Raw genomic sequence first — 24,220 nt, forward strand, 5'->3', positions numbered from 1 at the left:
CTTCCAGACATCGCGATGAACGACGACATCACGCCGCAAGACCCGGCCGCCGACACGACGCTCCAGATGCGCGTGCTGCGGGAACACGTGGCCTCCATCTACGCGGGCCACACCATGGCGATCTCCGCGCACTTCGGTTTTGCCATCGCCATCGTGCTCTTTTGCTATCTGAAGATCGAACCGGCGCTTCGCCCCTGGGTGCTTGCATGGTTTGCGCTGCTGATCGTGGCGGACTCGTATGCCCTGCTCACTTCGCGCTGGAAGCCCGCCACGCCGCTGGCCGACGTCCCGTACTGGGCACGCAAGTACACCTGGCTCGCGACGCTCGTCAGCGCAACGAACGTCCCCGCGGTCTTCCTCCTCATGGTGGTGGACAACCCGGTGGTGACCACCATCGCAACCGTGGTGATCATGGGGAGTTGGACCCGGGCCGTGCAGGCGCGCTGGCCCCTCAAGGCGGCCATGTTCGGCTACGGCATTCCCATGATGTCCGGCCTGATCGTCGCGCTGGCATGGCACGGCGGCGAACTGCACTGGTTTCTTGCGGCGTTCTGCACGGTCAACCTCGTGCTCACGCTGCGCGCGGGCGTGCAGCAGAACAGGCGGTTGACCGAGTCACTGATCCTGCGTTTCGAGAACGAGTCCCTGGCCGCGCGCCTGAAGGAACAGATCTCAGCCACGCAGCGCGCCAGCGATGAAAAGACCCGCTTCCTCGCGGCGGCCAGCCACGATCTGCGCCAGCCCCTGCATGCCATCGCGCTGTTCGGCGCCGCCATGGAAAACGGCTTGCGCGATCACACGGAGCGCAAGAATGCCGAGCGCCTGATGCGGGCGGTCGACACCCTGGGTGCATCGCTGGACACCATGCTCGATGTCTCGCGCCTGGACGCCGGCGTGGTCACCACCGAGCCGAAGGCCATCGAACTCGACACGCTGTTCCTAGCGCTCAATCACACCTTCTTCCAGCGCGCCGGACAGAAGGGGCTGGAGTTGCGCATGCGCGCCAGCGGACTGTGGGTGCGCAGCGATGCGCAGTTGCTGCACCGCATGCTCTCGAACCTGATCGACAACGCCGTCAAATACACCCGGCAAGGTGGCGTGGTCGTGTGCGCGCGAACGCGCGGCGAGGACGTGTGGGTGGAGGTGCGCGACACCGGCATCGGCATTGCGCCGGAGCAACTCGGGCGCATCTTCGAAGAGTTCTACCAGATCGACAATCCGGGCCGCGACCGCGCGCACGGCCTGGGCATCGGCCTGTCGATCGTCAAGCGCCTGTCGCGCCTGCTGCGCCATCCGGTGCTGGTGCACTCCCGTCCGAACCGGGGCACGCGATTCCGGGTGATGGTGCCGAAGGTCGAGTCCACCGCGGTGCTGGCGGCCGATCGGATGGTCGAAGACCTCGAACCGCCGACGCGCCATCCACCAGTCGCGCCCAACCTGCGGGGGCGCGTCCTGCTGATCGAGGACGAAGCGGAGATCCGCGTGGCCATGGCGGAGCTGCTGCGGGCCTACGCGATCGATGTCCTGGCGGTGGCCGACGAGATGCAGGCGATCGATGCGCTCTCGGCCCCGCAGGCGCAGCAGCGCCCCTTCGCGATGCTGCTGTGCGACTACCGCCTCGCGAACGGCGAGGACGGATTGGAAGTCGGCCTGCGCCTTCGCGAACGCTTTCAGCCGGCCACGCCCTTGCTGCTGATCACCGGCGAGACCTCACCCGACCGGCTGCAGCGCGCGCGAGCCTCCGGCGTGCCGATGCTGTTCAAACCCGTGAGCGCCGCCGCGCTGCTGCGGGCCATGGCCGACCTGGCGGCCGACGATGCCACGGCCCTCGCGGCCACGCTGAACCCCGGTGCCTTTCGGCATCCCAGGGACCCGCTTCTCCTGGACAGCTGAAGCCTGTTCACGCGACGGCTGCCGTTTCCCGCCGTCATTTGACGGAGCCCGTGGTCAAGCCTTGCACCATGTAGCGTTGCATCCACGCATTCCAGGCATTGACGAAGGTGACCAGTGCCGTGGCCGCCATCGCTCACGGATGCGTCGCTGCGATCGGCACGCGCGACGCTGGCCGCGAGCTACTCCTGGCGGCTTTCCCTCGCGGCCAATCACTTCTCGCAATCGCTGATCACCTACATGCGGGGATGGCAGCGACGCTGAAACCGGAGAGGAGCCGGAAGAAGTAGGCTCGCCTTTCGATCGGCGAGGCGGGGCTTCAGTCCGCCTGCACACCCGCAGCGCGGATCACCTTGCCCCACTTGTCGATCTCCGCCGCAAGGTGCGTGCGCAGGCTCTCTGACGTGACCTTCTCCATCGGCACGGCCTCGGTGCTCAGCTCGGCAAAGCGCTTCTTCACCATGTCGTCCTGCAGCGCGACGCGCAGGGCCGCGTTGAGCTTTTCCATCACCGCAGGCGGCGTGCCCTTCGGCGCATACACGCCGTGCCACACCTTCACGTCGAAGCCCTTCAGCCCCTGCTCATCGAGCGTCGGGATGTTGGGCATGCTCGACAGCCGCTGCGGCGTGGTCACGCCGAACACCTTCACGCGCTGGCCGTCCTTGATGACCGGCGCGGTCTGCGTGGTCTGGTCGCACAACAGGTCCACCTGCCCGCCCATGAGGTCGTTGAGCGCCGGGCCTGCGCCCTTGTAGGGCACGGTGGTGAGCTGCACGCCGATCTGGTGCGCGAACAACAGGCCGCAGAGCTGCGACACCGCGCCGATGCCGGCATTGGCGAGCGTGACCTTGTCCTTGTTGGTCTTCACGTAGGCCAGCAGCTCCTGGAAGTTGTTGGCCGGAAAGTCCTTGCGCGAGAGCAGCGTCATCGGCACGTCCATCACCTGGCCGACGTACTCGAAATCTTTCAGCGGGTCGTAGTTGAGCTTCTTGTAGAGCGCGGGCGCGGTGGCCATGCCCATGTGATGGATGAGGATGGTGTAGCCGTTGGGTGCCGCCTTGGCTACGCGCGCCGGGGCGATCGTGCCGCCTGCGCCCACGGTGTTCTCCACGATCACCGGCTGGCCGAGCGACTTGGCCATGGGAATGGCCAGCATGCGCGCCACCACGTCGGTGGGGCCGCCGGCCGAGTACGGCACGACCATGGTGATGGGCTTGTCGGGCCAGGGGGCCTGCGCGGTGGCCGGCGATTGCGCCGCCATGAGGCAGGCGCCCAGCGATGCGGCCAGCAGGGTTCGTGTTTTCCAGTTCTTCTTCAGATTCACTTTTTGTCTCCTAGGTTGTTGGATCTGTCTTCTTCTTTCGAAATCAGGAAGGCGGCTGCGCATCGAGCGCGAGCAGGCGCTCGGCGAGGCGCACCACCGGCGCATCGACCATGCGGCCGTCGAGGTTGACCACGCCACCGCCTGCGGAGCGGACCGCGTCGATCACGCGATGAGCCCATGCGAGTTCGTCAGCGGTCGGGCCGAGTGCGGCGTGCACAGGCGCGACCTGGTCGGGATGGATGCACAACTTGGCGCCGAAGCCGCCGCGACGTGCGCGCGCCGTGTCGGCGGCGAGGCGTTGCGCGTCGCGCCAGTCGGCAGTCACGCCGTCGATGGGCGCGGGCAGGCCGGCGCGGCGCGTGGCCAGCAGCAATGCGAGGCGCACGGGCACCAGCTCGGCTTCGTCGGCATCGCAGGCCAGGCCGACGTCAGCCTGGAAATCGAGATTGCCGAACGCGAGCCGGAGCACCTGCGGGGCCGCTGCGAGTTCATCGACCGCCGCAAGGCCGGCCGCCGATTCGATCAGCGGAACGAGCAGGCCTTGCGGGCCGATGGCTTCGGCCAGTTGCCGCAGATCACCGGCGCGCTCGGCCTTGGGCAGCACAACGCCCGCGATCAAGCCTTGCGCAACCAGCGTGGCCACGGCCGTTCGGTCGTCGTCATGCCACTGCGTGCCGCTCGCATTGATGCGCACCAGCAGGCGCTGGCGGCCAGCTTGAGGCAAAGCGGCAAACGAGGCCGCGAGGCTTTCACGCGCCGAGGCCTTGCGCTCGGGCGCCACCGCGTCTTCCAGGTCGACGATCACGCCGCCCGTGCCCGCAGCCAGCGCCCGCGCATGGCGCTCGGGGCGGTCGGCGGGCACGAAAAGAAAGGTGCGCGCGAGCGCAAGCGGCGTCGTGCTCAAACCGCCCTCGCCTCGCGCAGCGCCGCAATATCCGCATCGCTGCGCCCGAGCGCGCGCAGGATCGCCTCGGTGTGCTCGCCCACAGCAGGGATCGCATCCATGCGGTAGTCGAACGCGCTCTGCCGCCCGGCCGGCAACAGCGCTGGAATGTCGCCCGCCGGCGAACCCACCTGCCGCCACCGATCACGCGCCTGCAGTTGCGGATGGGCCCAGAGTCCGGCCACGTCGTTCATGCGCGCATTGGCGATCTGCGCCGCATCGAGGCGCTCCAGCACCTGCGCCGTGCTCAGCGCGCCGAAGGTCTCCACGATGATCGCGCGCAGCGCCTCGCGGTGTTCGTTGCGGCGCGCGTTGCTGTCGAAGCGCGCATCGGTCGCGAGCCCCGCCTGCAGCAATACCTTCTCGCAGAACGCGCGCCACTCGCGCTCGTTCTGCAGACCCAGCATCACCGTGCCGCCGTCGCCCGCGGGGAACGGGCCGTAGGGGTAGATGGTCGCGTGCGAGGCGGCGCTGCGCGGCGGCGGCGGCGCGCCTTCGTAGGCGTAGTACATCGGGTAGCCCATCCACTCGGCGAGCGATTCGAGCATCGACACGTCGATGTGCGAGCCCTTGCCGGTCTTGCCGCGCTGGAGCAGCGCCGCGAGGATGCCGGTGTAGGCGTACATGCCGGCCGCGATGTCGGCGATGGAGTTGCCCGACTTGCACGGATCGTCCGGCGTGCCGGTGACCGAGAGAAAGCCCGCCTCGCTCTGGATCAAGAGGTCGTACGCCTTCTTGTCGCGGTACGGGCCGTCTTCGCCATAGCCCGAGATGTCGCAGACGATGAGGCGCGGATGCCGGGCCTGCAGCGCTTCGGCGCCGAGCCCCATGCGCGCGGCCGCGCCGGGGGCGAGGTTCTGCACCAGCACGTCGGCATCTGCAACCAGCTCTTGCAGCACCGCGAGCGCGGCGGGTTGCTTCAGGTCGAGCGTGAGGCTTTCCTTCGAGCGGTTCACCCACACGAAGTGCGAGGCTTCGCCGCCGACGCGCCCGTCGTAGGCGCGCGCGAAGTCGCCCACCTCGGGGCGCTCCACCTTGATGACGCGCGCGCCGAGGTCGGCCAGTTGCCGGGTGCAGAACGGCGCGGCGATGGCGTGTTCGAGCGAGATGACGGTGATGCCGTCCAGAGGTCTGGTCATGTGCGTGTCTTTCCTCAGGCGAGCACGGCCGTGGCCTGCATCGTGAGCCAGCCGTCGGCGTCTTCGCCCCAGAGGCTGAAGGTCTTGTTCTCGCTGCTGCCTTCCGCGGGCTTGCCGTGCACGCGGAACGGCGCGATGTCGAAGGTCGGCCGCACCGCGCGGAATTCGAAGCGCGCGAGCTGCGCGCCCGGCACATTGCGGCGCAGCAGGTCGACCAGCAGCGTCGCGATCAGCGGACCATGCACGATCAGGCCGGGGTAGCCCTCGACCTCGGTCACGTAGCGCCGGTCGTAGTGGATGCGGTGGCCGTTGAAAGTCAGCGCCGAGTAGCGGAACAGCAGCACGTCGTCGGGCACGATCTCGCGGCTGAACGCGGCGTCCTTCGGCGCGGGCGTGGGCGGCGGCGCCTTCTCGCCGGGCGCGACGGCGGCACGGTAGACGATGTCGTGCTCCTCGGTCAGCACGAGGCCGCGTGCGTTGCGCACCTCGTGGCGCACGAGCACGAATACCAGCTCGCCAGTGCGGCCGGCCTTGTGGGTGACCGAGGCGATCGTCGAGGTGCGCTCGACCTTGTCGCCGACCTGCAGCGGATTGCTGGCTTCCCAGTTCAACCGTCCCCCCGCCCACATGCGGCGCGGCAGCGGCACCGGCGGCAGGAACCCGCCGCGCTTCGCATGGCCGTCTTCGCCGATCTCCGATTGGCGGTGGTGCGGCAGGAAGTAGAGCCAGTGCCAGAGCGCGGGCAGATGCGTTCCGGCTTCGGGCGGCGCGTCGTCGCGGTCGAGCGTGGCGGAGAGCGCGCGCACGGGCGCGGCGGTGATGTCGTCGGCGAGCGTCTCGCTGCGGCCTTGCCAGGCCTGGAGCTTTGCGAGCGCGTCGGCGTCGATCAGGGGGGAGGAAGTGTTGTCTTGCATCCGGTCTGGCTGGAGTTCGTTCATACGGATTCCCGATCGGTCGCGAACCGTTCGGGCTGAGCTTGTCGAAGCCTTGCGCAGCGCTTCGACAAGCTCGGCGCGAACGGCTGTTGTTGAAGTGCGTTCGGCATCAATCGACCGCAGCGCCGGAGGCCTTGACGATCCGCGCCCACTTGGCGAGGTCGTCCTGCAGCAGTTTCGAAAATTGCTCGGACGTGGTGGGTGCCGCGATCTCGACGCCTTGCTGGTCGAGCTTGTCGCGCAGGTCCTTCGCGGCCAGCGCCTTGCGCGTCGCGTCCTGCAGCGTGGCGAGCACGTCGGCCGGCACGCCAGCGGGTGCGAAGAGGCCGATCCACAGCGTGCCGTTGTAGCCCGGCACCGCCTCGGCGATGGTGGGCACGTCGGGCAGCACCGGCGAGCGCTTGTCGCCGCTCACGGCCAGCGCGCGCAGCTTGCCGGCCTTGATGTGCGAGAGCGCCGAAGGCAGGCTCGCGAACACGATCGGCAGTTGCCCGCCGAGCACGTCGTTGAGCGCGGGCGCCACGCCCTTGTACGGCACGTGCTGCAGCGAGATGCCCGCCATGCTGTTGAGCATTTCGCCGAGCAGGTGGTTGAGCGTGCCGTTGCCGGCCGAGGCGTATTGGTAGTTGGCGCCCTTCTCCCGCGCGAGCTTCAGGAACTCGGCAAGGTTCTTCGCGGGAAACGTGGGGTTGACCAGCAGCACGTTGGGCACCGCGCCGACGAGGCCGACGGGCTTGAAGTCCTTCACCGGATCGAAGCCCGGGTTCTTGTAGAGCGCCGGATTGATCGCCTGGCTGCTGCTGATCGTCATGAGCAGCGTGTACCCGTCCTTCGGCCCCTTCGCGACCAGTTGCGTGCCGATGTTGCCGCCCGCACCGGGCCGGTTGTCGACGACCACGCTGGCGTTGTTCATCACCTCGCCGAGCTTCTGGCCGACGAGGCGGCCGACGATGTCGTTGGTGCCGCCGGCGGCCTGCGGCACGACGAGCGTGATGGGGCGCGAGGGATAAGGCTGGGCGCGCGCAGAGCCCGTGTAAATGAACACTGCTGCGGCGGTAAAGGCCAGTAGCGCGCGTGCGAGGAACCTCATGTCGGCAGAGCGGCGGACTGTTGATCCGCCGGTCGTTGGGTTGTGTTGTGTCTCCATGGCCGCATGGTCGTGCGCCATGGCAGCGCGCGCAATCTGCGATTTCGGAACCCAGGCTTCTGGATTTCCGAAGGCTTGGCTACGATGCGCCATGCTTTTCAACCTGACCGACCTGCGCCTTTTCGTCGCCACCGCCGAGCTCGGCAATCTCACGCGGGCAGCCGAACGGCAGCACCTGTCGCTCGCCGCGGCCAGTGCGCGCATCAAGGCACTCGAGACGCAAGCCGGCCTGCAACTGTTGCAGCGCGAAGCACGCGGCGTGCGCCTGCTGCCACCGGGCGAAGCCTTTCTTCACCACGCGCGCCTCGTGCTCAACCAGACCGAACAACTGCGCGACGACCTGCTCGAATACGGCGGCGGCCTGCGCGGCCATCTGCGCGTGTTCGCCAACACCACCGCGGTGACCGATTTCCTGCCCGAAATCCTGCCGGGCTTTCTTGCGCGCAACCCGCGCATCAACGTCGACCTTCAGGAAAAACCGAATGCTCAGATTCCACGCGGCGTGCTCGACGGTCGCGCCGACATCGGCATCGTCGCCGGCCGCGTCGACACGCTCGGGCTGGAAGCGATCCACTTCAGCACCGACCGGCTGGTGCTGGTCACCTCGCGCAAGCACCGCTTCGCCAAGCGCCGGAAGATTTCATTCGCCGAGACGCTCGACGAAGACGCCATCGGCATGCAGCAAGGCAGCACGCTGCAGACCTTTCTCGCGCAGATCACCGACAACCTCGGCAAGCGGCAGAAGCTGCGCATCCAGCTCGGCAGCTTCGATGCGATGTGCCGGATGATCGGCAGCGGCGTGGGCATCGGTGTCGTGCCCGAGTCGGCGGCGCGGCGCAACCAGGAGAGCATGCAGCTCGCGCTGATCGACCTCAGCGATGCGTGGTGCGTGCGGGAGCGGTATCTCTTGGTGCGCAGCCGGGCGGCACTGCCGGTGTATGCGCAGGCGTTGGTCGATACGCTGTGCCGGCACTACGGGACGAGCGAAACGGCTTCGGCGAAGGCCTAAAAAGCCTTTTTCTTGTGGTATTGCGCCAACTTGCAGGCGGCATCTCAGGCCTGCGATCTCATCCCCATTTTCTGTGCACAACTTTGGGGACAACTCATGTGGAGCCTTGTAAAACGAATTTAACTCGTTGATTTACAAAGGGATTCCACACTTTGCTTAAAAATCAGGCGGTGAACAAGATGCGCCGCCTCCGGCTCATTCAAGGCTGCGCGGCGCTCACTTCGGGGTGTCGAGCTTGTCTTGCGTCCGGGTGTCGAAATCGGCGGCGTCGTGGCGCTCGTGCAGTTGGCTCTCGGGCTGGCCCCAGGCGCGGTTGACCATGCGGCCGCGCTGCGCCGCGGGCCGCTGCGCGATCTCGTCGCTCCAGCGCCGCACGTTCTTGTATTCGCTCACCTGCAGGAATTCGCCCGATTCGTAGAGCTGCCCCTTGGCGAGCGCGCCGTACCAGGGCCAGACGGCGATGTCGGCAATCGTGTAGTCGTCACCGGCGAGGTAGCGGCTCTCGGCGAGGCGGCGGTCGAGCACGTCGAGCTGGCGCTTGACCTCCATCGCGAAGCGGTCGATGGCGTATTCGATCTTGGTCGGCGCGTAGGCATAGAAGTGCCCGAAGCCTCCGCCCAGGTAGGGCGCGCTGCCCATCTGCCAGAACAGCCACGACAGGCATTCGGCGCGCGCCGCCGGCTCGGTCGGGAAGAACGCATTGCCGAACTTCTCGGCGAGGTACTGCAGGATCGCGCCCGACTCGAACACCCGGATCGGCGTGGCGCCGCTGCGGTCCATGAGCGCGGGGATCTTCGAATTCGGGTTCACCGCCACGAAGCCGCTGCCGAACTGGTCGCCCTCGCTGATGCGGATCAGCCAGGCGTCGTACTCGGCGCCCGTGTGGCCCAGCGCCAGCAGTTCCTCGAGCATCACCGTCACTTTCACGCCATTGGGCGTCGCCAGCGAATAGAGTTGCAGCGGGTGCTTGCCCACCGGCAGGTCTTTCTCATGCGTGGCGCCTGCGATGGGGCGGTTGATGTTCGCGAAGCGACCGCCGCTTTCCTTGTTCCAGGACCAGACGGTGGGCGGCGTGTAGGCGGTCGTGCCATTCATGCAATGAATTCCCGAAAGTTGACAGACGATGATCATTCTCTATGACTGCGCCACGGCGCCGAGCCCGCGCCGCGCGCGCATCCTGCTGGCCGAGAAGGGCATTGCCCACGAGACGGTGCAGGTCGATCTGGTTCGTGGTGAGCAATTGGGCGAGGCCTACCGCGCCATCAATCCGCAGTGCACGGTGCCGGCGCTGCGCACCGAGGAAGACGGCCTGCTGACCGACAACGCCGCCATCGCAGCCTGGCTGGAGGCGCAATACCCAGAGCCGCCGCTGATGGGCCGCACGCCCGCCGAAAAAGCGGAGATCGCGAGTTGGAACTGGCGCATCGAATTCGAGGGTTTGCTGGCCATCGCCGAGACGATGCGCAACGGCTCGCCGGCGCTGGCCGACCGGGCGCTGCCGGGGCCGGTGAACTATGCGCAGATTCCGGAGCTGGCACAGCGCGGACTGGCGCGCGTGCAGCATTTCTTCCAGACGTTGAACGACCGGCTGGCCGGCCGCGAGTTCGTCGCCACCGACCGCTTCAGCCTGGCCGACATCACCGCCGTGGTGGCGGTGGATTTCGCGCGCATCGTGCGGGTCAAGCCCGGGGAGCAGCACTCCGAGATCGTGCGCTGGCGCGCTGCGATGGCCGAGCGCCCGTCGATGTCGCGCTGAGCAAGCGATCTGGAGAAGGTGCGAAGAAACCGTCGCGAGCGCCCCGAGGTCGCGTCGAGGACCGGAACCGTACCCACGTACGGTGAATCGGGGTGCGCAGCAGGTTTATTCGCGCCTTCTCAGCGCTCGATGGTGAGCGCCACGCCCATGCCGCCGCCGATGCACAGCGAAGCAATGCCCTTCTTCGCGTTCTGGCGCTGCATCTCGTGCAGCAGCGTCACCAGGATGCGGCAGCCCGACGCGCCGATCGGGTGACCGATGGCGATGGCGCCGCCGTTCACGTTGACCTTGTTCACGTCCCAGCCCATTTCCTTGTTCACCGCACACGCCTGCGCGGCGAAGGCTTCGTTGATCTCGAGCAGATCGAGGTCGGCGGCTTTCCAGCCGGCGCGCTGCAGCGCCTTGGTCGATGCGGGCACCGGGCCCATGCCCATGATGGCGGGGTCGAGGCCGGCGGTGGCGTAGCTGGCGATGCGGCCGAGCGGCTTCAGGCCGAGCGCGGCGGCCTTCTTGGCCGTCATCACCATCACAGCAGCGGCGCCGTCGTTCAGGCCCGAGGCATTGCCCGCGGTCACGCCGCCGGCCTTGTCGAAGGCGGGGCGCAGGCCGGCCAGCCCTTCGGCGCTGGTCTTGCGGTTGATGAATTCGTCCTGGCTGAAGACGACCGGATCGCCCTTCTTCTGCGGAATGCTCACGCCGACGATTTCGTCCTTGAACTTGCCGGCGTCCTGCGCGGCGGCGGCCTTGGTCTGGCTGGCGAGCGCGAGCTCATCTTGCGCGGCGCGGTCGATGCCGTACTTCTTGGCGACGTTCTCGGCGGTGATGCCCATGTGGTACTGGTTGTAGACGTCCCACAGGCCGTCCACGATCATGGTGTCGACCAGCTTCCAGTCGCCCATGCGCTGGCCGTTGCGCGAGTTGGGCAGCACGTGCGGCGCGGCGCTCATGTTTTCCTGGCCGCCGGCGATCACGATTTCGCTGTCGCCCGTGGCCACGGCCTGAGCGGCCAGCATCACGGCCTTCAGGCCCGAGCCGCAGACGGCGTTGATGGTGAGCGCCGGGGTTTCCTTGGCGCCGCCGCTCTTGAGCCACGCCTGGCGCGCGGGGTTCTGGCCCGCACCGGCCGCCAGCACCTGGCCCATGATGGCCTCGCCGACCTGCTCGGCCGTGAGGTTGGCGCGCGCAATCACTTCCTTGATGACCAGGGCACCCAGCTCGGTGGCTGCAATGCCGGCGAGCGAGCCGCCGAACTTGCCGACCGGCGTGCGTACGGCCGAAACGATGACGATGTCTTCCATGAGGTTCTCCGTTGAAGTGATTTGAAATCGGGGGTGTAGTTGTTCGGTCGGAATCAGGCCCTGGCCTTCACATAGCGCCCTGGCGCCGGTTCGATGGCCTTGTAGGCCTTGCCGTTGCCGTAGACCTTGGGTGCGGGAATCTGCTTGCCCGCGTGGCCCTTGAGCCATTGTGCCCAGTCGGTCCACCAGCTGCCGGGGTGCTCCGTCGCACCCGTGAGCCATTCAGCTTGCGTCTTCGGGAACTTGCCGTCCTCGCGAATCCAGTGGCTGCGCTTTTTCTTCGCGGGCGGGTTGATCACGCCAGCAATGTGGCCGGAGGCGCCCATGACGAAGCGCTTCTTGCCCGGCAGCAGTTGCGTCGATGCATACGCGCCGCCGATCGGCACGATGTGGTCTTCGCGCGAACCGTAGATGTAGGCCGGGATGTCGATCTTGCCGAGGTCGATCTTCTGGCCGCACACCGTGAGCGCATTCGGCTTGGCGAGCTTGTTCTCGTGGTAGGTGTTCCGCAGGTACCAGGCGTAGAAAGGGCCCGGCAGGTTGGTGGCGTCGCTGTTCCAGTAGAGCAGGTCGAAGGGCGGCGGTGTTTCGCCCTTGAGGTAGTTGCCGACCACGTAGTTCCACACGAGGTCATTGGGGCGCAGGAAGCTGAAAGTGGAAGCCAGGTCGCCGCCCGGCAGCAGGCCGCCCTTGCCCAGCTGCATTTCGCGGTACGCGACCATGGGCTCGTCCACGAAGATATCGAGGATGCCGGTGTCGCTGAAGTCGAGGAACGTGGTGAGCAGCGTGACCGAGGCGGCGGGCTTTTCGCCGCGCCCCGCAAGCACGGCCAGTGCAGTGCTGAGGATCGTGCCGCCGACGCAGAAGCCGAGCGTGTTGATCTGCCCGGACTTGTTGGTTGGCCCGCTGATGTCCTGCACCGTGTGGATCGCCTGGATCGCGGCGTTCTCGATGTAGTCGTCCCAGGTGGCCTTGGCGAGCGATTCGTCGGGGTTGCGCCAGCTCACCACGAACACCCGGTGGCCCTGCTCGTTCGCATAGCGGATCAGCGAGTTCTCGGGCTGCAGGTCGAGGATGTAGAACTTGTTGATGCAAGGCGGCACCAGCAGGAAGGGCCGCTCGTACACCTTGGCGGTGAGCGGCTTGTATTCGAGCAACTGGAAGAACTCGTTCTCGAAGACCACCGCGCCCTCGGTGGTGGCCACGTTGCGCCCCACTTCGAAGGCGCTCTCGTCGGTCATGCTCATGTGCCCCTGCTTCACGTCGTTGAGCAGGTTCTGGATGCCCTTGGCGATGCTCTCGCCCTGCGAGTCGATGGCCTTCTTCTGGGCCTCGGCGTTGAAGGCGAGCGAGTTGCTGGGCGACGAGGCCGCCATCCATTGCTCGACCGCGAAGCGCAGGCGCGCCTTGGTCTTTTCGTCGGCGTCGATGGCCTCGGCCATGTTCAGCATGGTGCGGCCGTTGAGCAGGTACACGGCGGCAGAGAAGGCGGCGAGCGGGTTGCTGCCCCAGGCATCGGAGGCGAAGCGCTTGTCGCCTTCGGGCTTGGCCTGGAAGCCCTGGCTCCAGAGCGCAGTGGCTTCCGCCACGTACTGCTGCTGGATGGACTGGAGCTTCTGGGGGTCGATGGCGATCTTCGGCAGATCGGGCATCTTTGCGCCCCCCGGCATCTGCGGCATCTGCGGTATTTGCCAAAGAGGACTGCCGCCGACATCGAAGGCCGCGGCCCCCTTCGCGGCGGACTGCTGGAACGAAGCAAGTGCCTGGGTCCAGCCCTCGGAAAGTGCCTTCTGGAAGGGCGCGAATGCATCCGCCCCCGTCGCTTGTTGCTTCATCATGTCTCCTGGTCCTCGCCTGAGTCGAATCCGGATGGGTGCGTGTTTTGAGTATCCTGCATTCGCACGGCACCGACAACGCCGCTCTTTCCTCTTACCGACTGAAACTTCCCGTGTTCATTCATCTGATCGTGATCGGCTGGCTCTACGTCGTCGTGATGATGTCGGTGGCCGAAGCCACCAACACCACAGGCACCGTGCTGGGCGCCATCTTCACATTTCTTTTGTACGGATTGGCGCCGGTGGCACTGGTGGTTTACCTGATGGGGGCGCCGGGGCGGCGCCGCGCGATCAAGCAGCGCGAGGCCGAGGCACAGGAAGCGGCACGCCGAGCCGCGGTGCAAGCGTCAGAAGCAACAGCAGCGACAACGAAGGAAGACTCAGGCCTTCCAGACCAGCGCGGCGAAGCGTCCGCTGACGCCGTCCCGCCGGTGCGAAAAGAAACGTGACGGATTGCTGACGGTGCACCACGCATCGCCGCCGTCATTGCCATACACCGCATCGACACCGGCCGCGCGCAACCGCTGACGCGCCAAGGCCGGCAGGTCCGCCAGCCATTTGCCGGGCGCGCCCGCAGGCTTGAAGCAGCTCGCCGCTTCCGGCGCATGGGCCTCGAACGCAGCCTTGACCTCCTCGCCGACCTCGAAGGCGTTCGGCCCGATGCACGGCCCGAGCCATGCGATGACCCTGCTGTCGCCGCGCGCCGGACCCGCCTGCGGCTCGGGCGCAAAGCATCGAGCCGCCTCCTCGAGCACGCCGCCCGCAAGGCCGCGCCAGCCTGCATGCGCAGCCGCCACCCGCTGACCCGACTCGTCGGTGAAAAGCACGGGCAAACAGTCCGCCACCATGACCGTGCAGGCCAACCCGACCTCCGTGGCCGTGCAGGCGTCGGCCACCGTGGCGTCGCGCACGGGTTCAGATTCGGCATCGAGGGTCACGATGCCGGTGCCGTGCACCTGCTGCAGAAAGACCGGCCGCGCGGCGATGGCCTGCCCGAGCCGGTGGCGGTTCTCGGCCACATCGGCGATCAGGTCGCCCACGTGATCGCCGAGGTTCAGGCTCTCGTAGCGGCCGTGCGAAACGCCGCCCTCGCGCGTGGTGCACACGGCCCGCACGTTCGACGGTGCGGGCCAGTCCGGCACGAGCCAGCGCGGATCGATGACGGCGGCGTTCAACCTCAGGCTTCCGCGTCGGGGGCTTGCGAAGGCTGCGCGCGCTGGAAGGCTTCCAATTGCATGCAAGCGTCGAAGGCGGCCATGCTGCGCGGCAGGCCGCTGAAGTCGCAGTCGAAGCGGCGGCCGTTGAAGATCTGCGGCACGAGGCAGCAATCGGCCAGCGTCGGCGTGTTGCCATAGCAGAAGGTGCCGCCCGGATGCAGCGCGAGCTGGCGCTCGAAGGCCTCCATGCCATCGCGCACCCAGTGGCGGTACCAGGCGTTCTTGGCCGCGTCGTCGAGCTTCAGGTCTTTCACGAGGTACTTGAGCACGCGCAGGTTGTTGAGCGGATGGATCTCGCAGGCGATGGACTGCGCCAATGCGCGCACATGGGCGCGGCCCACCGGATCGCTTGGCAGCAGCGGCGGCTCGGGGTGCGTCTCGTCCAGGTATTCGATGATGGCCATCGACTGCGAGAAGCGCTCGCCTTCGTCTTCGAGCAGCGGCACGAGCTTGTCGGCCGAGAGGGTGGCATAGGGGCCGGTGCGGTGCTCGCCGCGCGCGATGTGCACGGGAACGTATTCGTAGTCGAGGCCCTTCAGGCTGAGGGCGATGCGCACGCGGAACGAGGAGGAGGAGCGGAAATAGTTATGCAGCTTCATGATTTTCCAAGGATAGCGCCCGCTAGGCGCGTGGGGTAGCCGGCAGCACGCAGCGGAAATCGTGCAGCACGGCGTCCGGCGACGTCGCGGCCTTCCATTCGTCGAGGATGCGGCGGGCGCCAGCCTCCTCGCTCGAGGCGATGCCAAGGCGCCACGGCCCGAGCGTGCCGGGCGCCTCGTCGGCGCCGTGGTTGTGCCGGCCCTCGCCGAAGGGCCGGCCTTCGGAGCAGGCGCGGCAGAGCATCTCCATGCTGTCGGTCCAGTTCTCGGCGAAGCCGTCCGCGGCCTTGAAGCGCTGCACCAGCGCCTCGATGTCCTCCGCGGTCGCGCCTTCCACCGAGACCTCGTAGGTCGAATGCGCCGACGGCGCGATCACTTCGAGCGCATCGAACACCGCCACCTCGCGCTCGCCGCGCAGCCGGTAGCCGTTGGGCGCGCCGTCGTGCAGCACCAGGTCGCCAAAGCGATGCCCGCAGGCGGGCGTGGGCACGTTGCGCAGGATGGCGCGCGCCGGGTCGATGCGGTCGGCCCACACGACCTCGGTGCCCTCGTCGCCGTGCACGCGGATCGGCGTGAGCCCGACGAAATAATCGACCGGCCCTTCGCCATCGGGAATGTCGATGCCGTACTGCCGCCACGCGCGCCGCGCCGTCGTCCAGTCGCCGAGCGCGGTGGCGGCGATGCCCAGGTTCCACAGCGCGCCCTCGTTGCCCGGCTCGCACTGCACGGCGCGGGCATTGGCCTGCAGCGAAGCGGCCCATTCGCCGCGGTACTTGTGGATGAGGCCGGCGTTGTACCAGGGCACCGACCAGCCGGGATGGATGGCGCTTGCCTGGGCATAGGCCTCGAGGGCGCCGTCCTGGTCGCCCTCGTCGTTGCGCCTTCGGCCAAGTTCGTTGAAGGCCGTGGCTTTGCCGGCTTTGCCGATTCGGATGGGCATGGTGTGGCGGGGAAAATCGAAGAAAGAGCGTGACGGAAACGCAGGGCGCCTATTGTGAAGCGCCCGAAAATCCCCGGTCCGGCGCTGCGGCAACCCTGCGCCGCCTCTGGCACACTGCCGGTCTCCCCTCTCCGTTCCGCTGAAAAAGGACACCTCGCAATGGCTTCCGAGTTTGTTTTCGCCCCGCCCGCCACCGTTTCGGTTCCGGTGGCCGGACAGCCCGCCCGCTTTCCGGTGCACCGCATCTACTGCGTGGGCCGCAACTACGAAGATCACGCCAAGGAAATGGGCTTCACCGGCCGCGAACCGCCCTTCTTCTTCATGAAGCCCACCGACGCGCTGGTGGTGGTCGACGAAGGCCAGACCGGCACCATGGCCTACCCATCGCTCACCAAGAACCTGCACCACGAGATCGAACTCGTCGTCGCCATCGGCACCGGCGGCAAGAACATCAAGGCAGCCGATGCGCACAAGCACATCTACGGCTACGCAGTCGGCCTGGACATGACGCGCCGCGACCTGCAGGGCGAGATGAAGAAGCAGGGCCGGCCCTGGGACATCGGCAAGGGCTTCGAGCAGAGCGCGCCCATCGGCCCGATCGTGCCCGTGGCCGCCGCCGGCGATGCCGAGAACGCAGAAATCTCGCTGCAGGTGAACGGCGTGGATCGCCAACGCAGCACCGTGAGCAAGCTGATCTGGAACGTGGCAGAAACCATCGAGCACCTCTCGGCCGCCTGGGAGTTGCAGCCCGGCGACCTGGTCTACAGCGGCACGCCCGAAGGCGTCGCGGCCGTGGTCTCGGGCGACACGCTCGTGGGCAAGGTCGCCGGCCTGCCGACGCTCACCGTCAAGATCGCCTGAAGACGGCAGCACCGCCCATGCTCCTGCGCGTCCCCATCAAGCACTGCAAGAATTGCGGCACCGCGGTGGTCTACCGCGTTCCGGACGACGGCGACACCAAGCCGCGCGCCGTCTGCCCGGCCTGCCACACGATTCACTACGAGAACCCGCTGAACGTGGTGGGCACCATCCCGGTCCTGGGCGACAAGGTGCTGCTGTGCAAGCGCAACATCGAACCGCGCTGGGGCAAGTGGACGCTGCCGGCGGGCTTCATGGAGCTTGAGGAATCGACCGCCCAGGGCGCCGCCCGCGAGACCGACGAAGAGGCCGGCGCGAACTTCGAGATGCAGGGCCTGTTCGCAGTGATCAGCGTGGTGCGCGTGGGCCAGGTTCATCTCTTCTACCGCGCGCGGCTGCTGGACGACAAGTTCGATCCGGGCCACGAAACCATCGAGGCGAAGCTCTTCACCGAGGAAGAGATTCCCTGGGACGAGATCGCCTTTCGCACCGTGCGCGAGGCGCTGGAACATTTCTTCGAAGACCGGCGCCGCGGCAGCTTCGACCGCGTGCACGAACTCAGCATCGTTTGACCCAAACCTCATGAACAAGCAACTTCGCGCCGTCCTCTTCTGCGGCGCCAGCCTCGGCTTTGCACTGGCGGCCTCGGCGGCCAAGGCGGAAACGGTGGGCGAAGTCGACACCGCCTTCAAGCTCATCGGTCCCGACCACAAGATCGTGATCGAGGCCTACGACGACCCGAAGGTGAACGGCGTGACCTGCTATGTCTCCCGCGCCAAGACCGGCGGCATTGCCGGCGCGTTCGGCGTGGCCGAGGACAAGGCCGAGGCGTCCATCGCCTGCCGCCAGGTCGGGCCGGTCAACGTCACGCAGCCGCTGCCCAAGCGCGAAGAGGTGTACAGCGAGCGGCTCTCGGTGCTCTTCAAGCGTCTGCGCGTGGTACGCATGGTCGATGCCAAGCGCAACACGCTGGTCTACCTCACCTACTCCGACTTGCTGATCGACGGCTCGCCCAAGAACAGCGTGACCGCGGTGCCCATCGATCGCGGCACGCCGATTCCGCTGAAATAGCGACAGCCTTCGGGCGCCCGCTCTTGCGGCAGGTGCGCACGAGTTTGCTAGCATCGCCCGCACGGCGCGCCCGGCGTGCCGACCGAAGGAACCCTCCGCAACGAACCTGTTCCAACCGAGCGCCATGCAAATTCAGACTCTTCTTTTCCGCACCGGCGCCGCAGCGCTGGTTGCCGCCGCCCTCGCCGCCTGCACCACCACGCCGCTGCCCCCGGCGCGGCCCGGCCAGACCGTCACCCCGCCCCCGCCGAAACCGGCTGCGCTCTTCATCCGTCCCGCGAGCGGCACTACCATCGCCCGCTTCGATGGCGTGCGCAACAAGGGGCTGGACATCGCCGGCAACCTCGGCGACCCCATCGTCGCCTCGGCCGACGGACGCGTGGTGTACGTGGGCAGCGAACTGCGCTCCTACGGCAACATGGTCATCGTCAAGCACAACGAGACCTTCCTCACCGCCTATGCGCACGCGCAGACCATCCTCGTGAAGGAAAACGCGGTCGTGCGCCAGGGCGAGAAGATCGCCGAGATGGGCCGCAGCGACACCGATCGCGTGAAGCTGCACTTCGAGATCCGCAAGAACGGCACCGCCGTCGACCCCGAGCCGTACCTCAACGGGCGTCTGCAGCAGTAACGCCCCGGCGTTCATTCATCATTTCTTCAGGTTGCCCGTCCGGCACGGGACTAAGCTCCTCGCCACCAGACCCGGGACAGGGCGCGTGTTGCAGCCCTCCCCTCGACCTTGAAATGGAGAACGAACTTGCGCCTGAACCCGATTCTTTGGGGTGGTCTTCTGGCCCTGTGCCTCGGCGGTTGTGAAACCACCCGTCACAGCCGCGATCGCGACTACGACTACTACGGCCGGCCGCCACCACAGCCCTACTACTACGAGCCCGAGCGCGAAGCGCCGCGCGAGGGCCCGCGGCTGAGCGACATGCAGAAGCGCGCCCTGGACAACTGCATCGTGCTGCCCACCCGCCATGACCGTGCGCGTTGCCGTGCGACGGTCATGTCCACCGTCCGCTAGAGCAGGCTCTCCGGCACCAGCGGCGCCAGCAGTTCCAGTTTCCAGCGCGCCCAGAAATGCGTTTCGGGCTCGGTGTGCAGGATGGTGTCGGCCGCGTCGCCCGACGCCGGGCTCACCCATTCGATGCCGCCCTTCGGTCCCAGTTGCAGCTGATAGGCGCCATCGAGCCGGATGAATCCGATCAGGCTGGTGAGCTGCTGCGCGATCTGCGGGCTGAAGATGAAGATGCCGATCTCGGTGTTGTGCAGCTCCGAGCGCGGATCGAAATTCATCGAGCCGATGAACACCGTCTTGCGGTCGATCACCGCCGACTTGCCGTGCAACCGCCCGCTCGCCGAGCCGTACATGCCGAAGCGCTTGGTCTCCTCCACCCGCTTGGGGCTGAGCTCGTAGAGTTCCACGCCCAGCCGCAGCATCTGGGCGCGGTAGCGGCGGTAGCCGATGTGCACCAGCGATTCGTCGGTGGCGGCCAGCGAGTTGGTCACGATGCTGTAGCTCACGCCGTTGCCGCGGATGATGCGGATCGACTCCATGCCGCCGCGCCCGGGAATCAGGTAGGGCGTGGTCTGCATGATCTCGCTCTGCGCGCCGCGCAGATGCCGCCGCACGTTGAAGAGCACGCTCTCGCTCGCTTCGTCCGCCGGCAGGCCGCGCCCTTCCGGGGTGGGCGCGAGGGCCTTGGCCGGCGGGTCGGCATACGCCTCGGCGCGCGCCCACACCAGCTTCAGCGTGCCCGCATCCAGGTCCTTGGCCAGCGGGTTGTTGCCCAAGAGGTCGGTGGAGCCGGGCTCCTCGGGGTGCAGCGTTTCGGGCCCGCTGGTGAGCCGGTCGAAAAGCGCGCGCAGTTCCTTCGGCGATTCGCTGCCCTTGGCCACCAGCGATTCGATCGGGTAGACGTAGGGGCTGTTCCAGTACATGTCGAACAGCGACGAGAGGCGGTGCACCACCGCGCCGGCCACCAGCGTGTCGATGTCGATGAAGTTCGAGCCGCCATCGCGCAGGAAATACTCGTTGGCGATGTTGCGACCGCCCATGACCGCCATCGTGTCGTCCACCACGTACAGCTTGTTGTGCATGCGGCGATGCACCCGGTCGAAGTCGAACAGCGATGCGGCCCAGCGCGTGCCGAGGCGGTCGCGGCCCGCGGGGAACGGATTGAAGAGGCGCACCTCGACGTTCGGATGCGAGGCGAAGCTGGTGAAGAGCGGGTCGGCGCCCGCGGTGTAGAGATCGTCCACCAAGAGGCGCACACGCACGCCGCGGTCCGCAGCGTCGCGCAGGGCGCGCAGCAGGTAGCGGCCGGTCTCGTCGTTCTGCACGAGGTAGTACTGCACGTCGATGGAGCGCTGGGCGCGGCGCGCGAGTTCGATGCGTGCATGCAGCGAGAACTGCGGCATCGGCAGCAGGCGGAATCCGCTCAGCGGCCCGCCGGGCGGCGCAGCCGATTTCACGAGGCGTCCGAGCAGGGTGTCCGCGCCGTCGGCGATGGCCATCGAGGGCTTGCGCTGCACGTCGGCGGGCAGGCCCGCGCAACCGGCCATGCAGAGCGCGGCGAGGCAGGCGAACAGCCATGCGAACCACGGGGCACACGGTTTTTCAGCCCGATCAGGGCGACCAGGGTTAGGAGGCATGGAAGCGAAAGAGGAGTGGCAAGCGCACGAAGCGCAACGGCGGACATCCGCGGCTCGCGGTTTCTACCATGAGCGCGGGCCGCCGCGCTCGCCGCTCAGGCGTTGCCGGGAACGGTGGTGGCGCCCGAGATGTCCGGTCCCCGGCCGCGTTGCGGCATCCACTGCCGGACGAAGTGCTCAGCGCGGGCGGTCGCACGACGCACCGCCGCGTCCGACGACAGCTGCCTGGTGATCACCAGTGCGCACCGCGCAATGCCCTGGTGGCTCAATTCCGCAAACCCGGCATAGGTGCCGTGGGGCGTGAGGGCGAGCGCGAACCAGCAGCTCCAGCCTTCCGGCACGCGAATGTCGAGACGAACGGTGTCCATGTTGGTCACCATAAGCGTTTGTCCGGATGCTTCAATAAGTGAATTCCTTAGACCTACTTCACTCATTCATGTGAGGCGGATATGCGGATTTATGAGTACATCCGTCGCGGCAGCGCCGTGGGGCGAACAAGCCGGTCAGGTGCGTCGACCCGCGGCGGCGGTCGAGCGTTGAGCATGCAACGGCGCGGATGCAGGCTCCTTCGACCCTACGTGCGCGCAGGACGACAGGCTACATTCAGCCCGGGGCAGACCTTTCACACTGCGCAGACAGACGGCAATCACAGAACAGGCCACTCATCATGAAAAAACTCGCTCTCCTGGCCTTCCTCGGCCTCATGACCTCCGTTCCCGCCATGGCCCAGGGCGACTACGTTTATGAAAACGACCGCCGCTACTGCGCGAGCGGCCGTTCGGGCATGGACTTCAACTCCTGCATGTGGCGCCTTCGGAACGACCGAGAGCGCGAGGACCGTCGCGAGGACCGCCGCGAGTACGAGCGGCGTGAATACGAACAGCGCCGCGAATACGAGCGCCGCCAGCGCTGGCAGGAACCCGCACCGGTCTACGTGCCCGAATACCAGCGCCAACCCCAGTACCAGCAGGAACGCCCGAAGCTCAGCGACATGCAGGAACGCGCGCTCAACAACTGCAACCTGCTCGCCCCGCGCGACCAGCCGCGCTGCCGTGCGACGGTGATGTCGACGGTTCGCTAGCTAGGCGTTTCGCACCGGCCCCGAGCGGGCCGGCTTTCCGCATGACGCTCGATCTGTTCGACGATCCACCCCGCGAGGCGCGCGAAGCGATCGGCCCCGGCGCCTTCGTCCTCCCCGGTTTCGCCCTGCCCCTTGCCGACGATTTGCTCTCGGTGGTCGAGGCCATCTCGCAAGACGCGCCCTTCCGCCATCTCGTCACCCCCGGCGGCTTCACCATGTCGGTCGCGCTCACCAACTGCGGCGCGCTCGGCTGGACCAGCAACCGCCGCGGCTACCGCTACAGCCCCACCGACCCCGAAACCGGCAAGCCGTGGCCCGCCATGCCCGAGTCGTTCGCGCGCCTCGCCCGCGAGGCCGCGTCGGCCGCCGGCTTCGACGGCTTCTCGCCCGATGCCTGCCTGGTCAACCGCTACGCACCCGGCGCGCGGCTGTCGCTGCACCAGGACAAGGACGAGCACGACTACGGCGCGCCCATCGTCTCGGTCTCGCTCGGCATGCCGGCCGTGTTCCTGTTCGGCGGACACGCGCGCGGCGACAAGGCCGTGCGCATTCCGCTGAAGCACGGCGACGTCGTGGTCTGGGGCGGCGAAGACCGGCTGCGCTACCACGGCGTGCTGCCGCTGAAGGACCAGCCGCATCCGGCGCTGGGCAGCCTTCGCATCAACCTCACATTCCGCAAGGCCGGCTGACCACGCATGCAGAAGACGACCGAGACGAACGACCCCGGCAACGCGATCCGCGCGCTCTATGCCGCGCTCTGGCACTTCGCGGCGGGTGCGCGCGGGCAGTTGCTCGGTGCCACCGCCTTGCTGGCTTCCTCGCAACTGATCCGGCTCACGCTGCCCTACCTTGCCGGCCAAGCCATCAACGCGCTGCAGCGCAGCGAATTCGCCGGCGCCGGCCGCTGGATCGGCACGCTGGCCGCGGTGTACGTGGGCGCGTGGGCGCTGCACGGGCCGGGCCGCATCCTGGAACGCAACGTCGGCCTGAAGGTGCGGGAGCGCCTCGCCGATGAGCTGTATGCGCGCATCGCCGCCGCGCCGCTCGCCTGGCACGACGGCCACCATTCGGGCGAGCTGCAGCACCGAGTGCACCAGGCCAGCCGCGCGCTCGCGGACTTTGCGCAGAACCAGTTCATCTGGCTCACCAACGCGGTCAACTTCGTCGGGCCGCTGGTGGCGCTGGCGCTGCTGTCGCGCACCAGCGGCGCGACCGCCCTTGTGGGCTATGTGCTGATCGGCCTCGTGATCGTGCGCATCGACCGCGCGCTGATGAAGCTCGCCCGCGCCGAGAACGATGCCGACCGGCGCTACGTCTCAGCGTTGCTCGACTTCCTGGGCAACGCATCGACCGTGATCGGACTGCGGCTGCAGGGTGCGTCGCGGCTGCTGTTGCGCCGGCGCATGGCGGCGATTTCGCTGCCGCTCAAGCGCACCGTGGTGCTGAACGAGGGCAAATGGTTTGCGGTCGATTTGATGGGGCTCGCGCTGACCTGGGGGCTGGTCGTGATCTACGTGTGGCAGGCGCGCACGCCGGGGCAGGCGGTGATGCTGGGTGCGGTGTTCATGATCTACCAGTACGCGCAGCAGGCGGCCGGCGTGGTGACTTCGGTGGCGGCCAACTTCAGTTTCTTCGCGCGCATGCACACCGACTACTCGAGCGCCGAACCGATCTGGCAGGCACCCTCGGGCGACGTGCTCGCCACCGCGCCGGAACAAGTGCCCGAGCGCGAGCGAATCGATGCCGGTGCGACATGGACGCAGTTCGGCGTCGAGGCGCTGCAGTGGAAGTACGCACCGCGCGGCGAGCCCGTCGCAGATGCGGCCGAGCCACCGCGCAGCGGCCTGCACGACGTCGCGCTCACCCTGCGCCGCGGCCAGCGCGTGGCCCTTGTCGGCCCGAGCGGCGGCGGCAAGAGCACGCTGCTGCGCGTGCTGGCCGGCCTCTACGCGCCGAATGCCGGCACGCTCACGCTCGACGGCCAGCCGGTCGACTGGCCGCAGCTTCGCCGGCTCGCCACGCTGATCCCGCAGGAGACCGAGCTCTTCGAGGCCAGCGTGCGCGAGAACCTCGCCTTCGGCCAACCCGCGGACGATGCGCGCCTGCTCGCCGCGCTGCACACCAGCACCTTCGACGAGGTGCTGAAAGCCAACCGAGGCGACCTCGACACGGCCGTGTCGGAGCGCGGCTTCAACCTCTCGGGCGGACAGCGCCAGCGCCTGTGCCTCGCGCGCGGCGTGCTCGCGGCCGAAGGCAGCTCGCTGCTGCTGCTCGACGAGCCGACCAGCGCGCTCGACGCCAACACCGAAGCGCGCGTGCTCGAACGCATCGCCGCCGCATTCCCCAACGCCTGCGTGATCGCGTCGATCCACCGCCTGAGCCTGCTCGAGCGCTTCGACACCGTCCTGCTGATGGAGGCCGGCCGCGTGCTCGACCACGGGCCGCGCGACGAAGTGCTGGCGCGTCAGCCGCTGCTGCAGCGCATGACGGCGCCCGCCTGAGGGCTCAGAAGGTGTGAATGAA

At 67.5% G+C, this 24,220-nt stretch carries 25 protein-coding genes; 12 read left to right on the forward strand and 13 right to left on the reverse strand.

Going from position 1 to position 24,220, the window contains the following annotated elements:
- The first annotated feature begins 15 nt into the window (after positions 1-15).
- A complete protein-coding gene (locus QF040_RS11080) occupies positions 16-1,893 on the forward strand; it encodes an ATP-binding response regulator (RefSeq protein ID WP_429611057.1) in 1,878 nt (625 codons plus the stop codon).
- Positions 1,894-2,209: 316 nt separating this feature from the next.
- Here QF040_RS11080 and QF040_RS11085 read toward each other — a convergent pair whose 3' ends face one another.
- The 5 genes from QF040_RS11085 to QF040_RS11105 form a co-directional block, all read right to left on the reverse strand.
- Complete coding sequence (locus QF040_RS11085; protein WP_013542263.1) at positions 2,210-3,214, reverse strand: tripartite tricarboxylate transporter substrate-binding protein; 1,005 nt, start codon at positions 3,212-3,214, stop codon at positions 2,210-2,212.
- A gap of 43 nt (positions 3,215-3,257) precedes the next feature.
- On the reverse strand, positions 3,258-4,118 hold the full coding sequence (locus tag QF040_RS11090) for an HpcH/HpaI aldolase/citrate lyase family protein (RefSeq protein ID WP_429611058.1): 861 nt from the start codon (positions 4,116-4,118) through the stop codon (positions 3,258-3,260).
- Positions 4,115-5,296 (reverse strand): CaiB/BaiF CoA transferase family protein, encoded by a 1,182-nt coding sequence (locus tag QF040_RS11095; RefSeq protein ID WP_429611059.1) that lies wholly within the window; start codon positions 5,294-5,296, stop codon positions 4,115-4,117. Before QF040_RS11095 ends, QF040_RS11090 begins: the two co-directional genes overlap by 4 nt.
- Before the next feature lie 14 nt (positions 5,297-5,310).
- Positions 5,311-6,210: an FAS1-like dehydratase domain-containing protein gene (locus tag QF040_RS11100; protein ID WP_429611060.1), complete on the reverse strand. Its 900-nt coding sequence runs from the start codon at positions 6,208-6,210 to the stop codon at positions 5,311-5,313.
- Between the two features lie 130 nt (positions 6,211-6,340).
- A complete protein-coding gene (locus QF040_RS11105; RefSeq protein ID WP_429611061.1) occupies positions 6,341-7,321 on the reverse strand; it encodes a Bug family tripartite tricarboxylate transporter substrate binding protein in 981 nt (326 codons plus the stop codon).
- Between the two features lie 148 nt (positions 7,322-7,469).
- On the opposite strand from QF040_RS11105, the gene QF040_RS11110 reads away from it, so the two are divergent.
- Positions 7,470-8,387, forward strand: a complete 918-nt coding sequence (locus tag QF040_RS11110; RefSeq protein WP_429611062.1) for a LysR family transcriptional regulator — start codon at positions 7,470-7,472, stop codon at positions 8,385-8,387.
- A 216-nt stretch (positions 8,388-8,603) separates the two neighbouring features.
- On the opposite strand, the gene yghU is transcribed toward QF040_RS11110, so the two are convergent.
- Complete coding sequence (gene yghU, locus QF040_RS11115) at positions 8,604-9,482, reverse strand: glutathione-dependent disulfide-bond oxidoreductase (RefSeq protein ID WP_429611063.1); 879 nt, start codon at positions 9,480-9,482, stop codon at positions 8,604-8,606.
- Between the two features lie 28 nt (positions 9,483-9,510).
- Here yghU and QF040_RS11120 point away from each other — a divergent pair, with 28 nt between their 5' ends.
- Positions 9,511-10,143 (forward strand): glutathione S-transferase family protein, encoded by a 633-nt coding sequence (locus QF040_RS11120; protein WP_429611064.1) that lies wholly within the window; start codon positions 9,511-9,513, stop codon positions 10,141-10,143.
- 119 nt (positions 10,144-10,262) lie between these two features.
- Here QF040_RS11120 and QF040_RS11125 read toward each other — a convergent pair whose 3' ends face one another.
- Together QF040_RS11125 and phaC are read right to left on the reverse strand one after the other, a co-directional pair.
- A complete protein-coding gene (locus QF040_RS11125; protein ID WP_013542271.1) occupies positions 10,263-11,441 on the reverse strand; it encodes an acetyl-CoA C-acetyltransferase in 1,179 nt (392 codons plus the stop codon).
- A gap of 53 nt (positions 11,442-11,494) precedes the next feature.
- The gene (gene phaC, locus QF040_RS11130; RefSeq protein ID WP_429611065.1) at positions 11,495-13,276 is read right to left on the reverse strand and encodes a class I poly(R)-hydroxyalkanoic acid synthase; all 1,782 of its coding nucleotides are present in this window, start codon (positions 13,274-13,276) and stop codon (positions 11,495-11,497) included.
- A gap of 113 nt (positions 13,277-13,389) precedes the next feature.
- Here phaC and QF040_RS11135 point away from each other — a divergent pair, with 113 nt between their 5' ends.
- Entirely contained in the window at positions 13,390-13,725 is a 336-nt protein-coding gene (locus tag QF040_RS11135; protein WP_429614643.1) for a hypothetical protein, read from the forward strand.
- On the opposite strand, the gene pgeF is transcribed toward QF040_RS11135, so the two are convergent.
- The 3 genes from pgeF to QF040_RS11150 are packed head-to-tail and all read right to left on the reverse strand — an operon-like array spanning position 13,657 to position 16,032.
- A complete protein-coding gene (pgeF, locus tag QF040_RS11140) occupies positions 13,657-14,451 on the reverse strand; it encodes a peptidoglycan editing factor PgeF (RefSeq protein ID WP_429611066.1) in 795 nt (264 codons plus the stop codon). The genes QF040_RS11135 and pgeF overlap by 69 nt on opposite strands.
- Positions 14,452-14,453: 2 nt before the next feature.
- Positions 14,454-15,092 (reverse strand): maleylacetoacetate isomerase, encoded by a 639-nt coding sequence (maiA, locus tag QF040_RS11145; RefSeq protein ID WP_429611067.1) that lies wholly within the window; start codon positions 15,090-15,092, stop codon positions 14,454-14,456.
- Positions 15,093-15,114: 22 nt separating this feature from the next.
- Positions 15,115-16,032 (reverse strand): tetratricopeptide repeat protein, encoded by a 918-nt coding sequence (locus QF040_RS11150; RefSeq protein WP_429611068.1) that lies wholly within the window; start codon positions 16,030-16,032, stop codon positions 15,115-15,117.
- Between the two features lie 159 nt (positions 16,033-16,191).
- Here QF040_RS11150 and QF040_RS11155 point away from each other — a divergent pair, with 159 nt between their 5' ends.
- From QF040_RS11155 to QF040_RS11175, 5 genes are all read left to right on the forward strand, one after another.
- The gene (locus QF040_RS11155; RefSeq protein ID WP_429611069.1) at positions 16,192-16,893 is read left to right on the forward strand and encodes a fumarylacetoacetate hydrolase family protein; all 702 of its coding nucleotides are present in this window, start codon (positions 16,192-16,194) and stop codon (positions 16,891-16,893) included.
- 17 nt (positions 16,894-16,910) lie between these two features.
- Positions 16,911-17,462: an NUDIX hydrolase gene (locus tag QF040_RS11160; protein WP_306878597.1), complete on the forward strand. Its 552-nt coding sequence runs from the start codon at positions 16,911-16,913 to the stop codon at positions 17,460-17,462.
- Between the two features lie 10 nt (positions 17,463-17,472).
- The gene (locus QF040_RS11165; RefSeq protein WP_307504858.1) at positions 17,473-17,961 is read left to right on the forward strand and encodes a CreA family protein; all 489 of its coding nucleotides are present in this window, start codon (positions 17,473-17,475) and stop codon (positions 17,959-17,961) included.
- Between the two features lie 124 nt (positions 17,962-18,085).
- Entirely contained in the window at positions 18,086-18,592 is a 507-nt protein-coding gene (locus QF040_RS11170) for a murein hydrolase activator EnvC family protein (RefSeq protein WP_429611070.1), read from the forward strand.
- 108 nt (positions 18,593-18,700) lie between these two features.
- Positions 18,701-18,985: a hypothetical protein gene (locus tag QF040_RS11175; protein WP_429611071.1), complete on the forward strand. Its 285-nt coding sequence runs from the start codon at positions 18,701-18,703 to the stop codon at positions 18,983-18,985.
- Here the strand turns inward: QF040_RS11175 and QF040_RS11180 are convergent.
- Positions 18,982-20,526 carry a phospholipase D family protein gene (locus QF040_RS11180; RefSeq protein ID WP_429611072.1) on the reverse strand — a complete coding sequence of 515 codons (1,545 nt, stop codon included), beginning with the start codon at positions 20,524-20,526 and terminating at the stop codon, positions 18,982-18,984. The two genes, QF040_RS11175 and QF040_RS11180, sit on opposite strands and share 4 nt — an antisense overlap.
- Positions 20,527-20,711: 185 nt before the next feature.
- Positions 20,712-20,996: a hypothetical protein gene (locus QF040_RS11185; RefSeq protein ID WP_429611073.1), complete on the reverse strand. Its 285-nt coding sequence runs from the start codon at positions 20,994-20,996 to the stop codon at positions 20,712-20,714.
- Between the two features lie 287 nt (positions 20,997-21,283).
- On the opposite strand from QF040_RS11185, the gene QF040_RS11190 reads away from it, so the two are divergent.
- From QF040_RS11190 to QF040_RS11200, 3 genes are read left to right on the forward strand one after another with little or no spacing between them, the layout of a single operon-like run.
- The gene (locus QF040_RS11190) at positions 21,284-21,697 is read left to right on the forward strand and encodes a hypothetical protein (protein WP_429611074.1); all 414 of its coding nucleotides are present in this window, start codon (positions 21,284-21,286) and stop codon (positions 21,695-21,697) included.
- 41 nt (positions 21,698-21,738) lie between these two features.
- Positions 21,739-22,386 carry a DNA oxidative demethylase AlkB gene (alkB, locus tag QF040_RS11195; protein ID WP_429611075.1) on the forward strand — a complete coding sequence of 216 codons (648 nt, stop codon included), beginning with the start codon at positions 21,739-21,741 and terminating at the stop codon, positions 22,384-22,386.
- A 6-nt stretch (positions 22,387-22,392) separates the two neighbouring features.
- Positions 22,393-24,198 carry an ABC transporter ATP-binding protein gene (locus QF040_RS11200; RefSeq protein WP_429611076.1) on the forward strand — a complete coding sequence of 602 codons (1,806 nt, stop codon included), beginning with the start codon at positions 22,393-22,395 and terminating at the stop codon, positions 24,196-24,198.
- Positions 24,199-24,220: the final 22 nt, after the last annotated feature.

Origin of the sequence: Variovorax sp. W2I14 (assembly GCF_050435205.1) — a bacterium.
In the GTDB taxonomy this organism is placed as follows: Bacteria; Pseudomonadota; Gammaproteobacteria; order Burkholderiales; family Burkholderiaceae_C; genus Variovorax; species Variovorax paradoxus_C.

Excerpts from the sequence above, each read along its gene's own strand:
- QF040_RS11155 (WP_429611069.1), top strand. The coding sequence starts at position 16,192 with ATGGCTTCCGAGTTTGTTTTCGCCCCGCCCGCCACCGTTTCGGTTCCG.
- alkB (WP_429611075.1), top strand. The coding sequence starts at position 21,739 with ATGACGCTCGATCTGTTCGACGATCCACCCCGCGAGGCGCGCGAAGCG.
- QF040_RS11120 (WP_429611064.1), top strand. The coding sequence starts at position 9,511 with ATGATCATTCTCTATGACTGCGCCACGGCGCCGAGCCCGCGCCGCGCG.
- QF040_RS11165 (WP_307504858.1), top strand. The coding sequence starts at position 17,473 with ATGAACAAGCAACTTCGCGCCGTCCTCTTCTGCGGCGCCAGCCTCGGC.
- QF040_RS11105 (WP_429611061.1), bottom strand. The coding sequence starts at position 7,321 with ATGAGGTTCCTCGCACGCGCGCTACTGGCCTTTACCGCCGCAGCAGTG.
- yghU (WP_429611063.1), bottom strand. The coding sequence starts at position 9,482 with ATGAATGGCACGACCGCCTACACGCCGCCCACCGTCTGGTCCTGGAAC.
- QF040_RS11185 (WP_429611073.1), bottom strand. The coding sequence starts at position 20,996 with ATGGTGACCAACATGGACACCGTTCGTCTCGACATTCGCGTGCCGGAA.
- QF040_RS11150 (WP_429611068.1), bottom strand. The coding sequence starts at position 16,032 with ATGCCCATCCGAATCGGCAAAGCCGGCAAAGCCACGGCCTTCAACGAA.
- QF040_RS11170 (WP_429611070.1), top strand. The coding sequence starts at position 18,086 with ATGCAAATTCAGACTCTTCTTTTCCGCACCGGCGCCGCAGCGCTGGTT.
- QF040_RS11180 (WP_429611072.1), bottom strand. The coding sequence starts at position 20,526 with ATGGCCGGTTGCGCGGGCCTGCCCGCCGACGTGCAGCGCAAGCCCTCG.
- QF040_RS11080 (WP_429611057.1), top strand. The coding sequence starts at position 16 with ATGAACGACGACATCACGCCGCAAGACCCGGCCGCCGACACGACGCTC.
- QF040_RS11125 (WP_013542271.1), bottom strand. The coding sequence starts at position 11,441 with ATGGAAGACATCGTCATCGTTTCGGCCGTACGCACGCCGGTCGGCAAG.
- QF040_RS11100 (WP_429611060.1), bottom strand. The coding sequence starts at position 6,210 with ATGCAAGACAACACTTCCTCCCCCCTGATCGACGCCGACGCGCTCGCA.
- QF040_RS11190 (WP_429611074.1), top strand. The coding sequence starts at position 21,284 with ATGAAAAAACTCGCTCTCCTGGCCTTCCTCGGCCTCATGACCTCCGTT.
- phaC (WP_429611065.1), bottom strand. The coding sequence starts at position 13,276 with ATGAAGCAACAAGCGACGGGGGCGGATGCATTCGCGCCCTTCCAGAAG.
- QF040_RS11110 (WP_429611062.1), top strand. The coding sequence starts at position 7,470 with ATGCTTTTCAACCTGACCGACCTGCGCCTTTTCGTCGCCACCGCCGAG.
- maiA (WP_429611067.1), bottom strand. The coding sequence starts at position 15,092 with ATGAAGCTGCATAACTATTTCCGCTCCTCCTCCTCGTTCCGCGTGCGC.
- QF040_RS11095 (WP_429611059.1), bottom strand. The coding sequence starts at position 5,296 with ATGACCAGACCTCTGGACGGCATCACCGTCATCTCGCTCGAACACGCC.
- QF040_RS11200 (WP_429611076.1), top strand. The coding sequence starts at position 22,393 with ATGCAGAAGACGACCGAGACGAACGACCCCGGCAACGCGATCCGCGCG.
- QF040_RS11160 (WP_306878597.1), top strand. The coding sequence starts at position 16,911 with ATGCTCCTGCGCGTCCCCATCAAGCACTGCAAGAATTGCGGCACCGCG.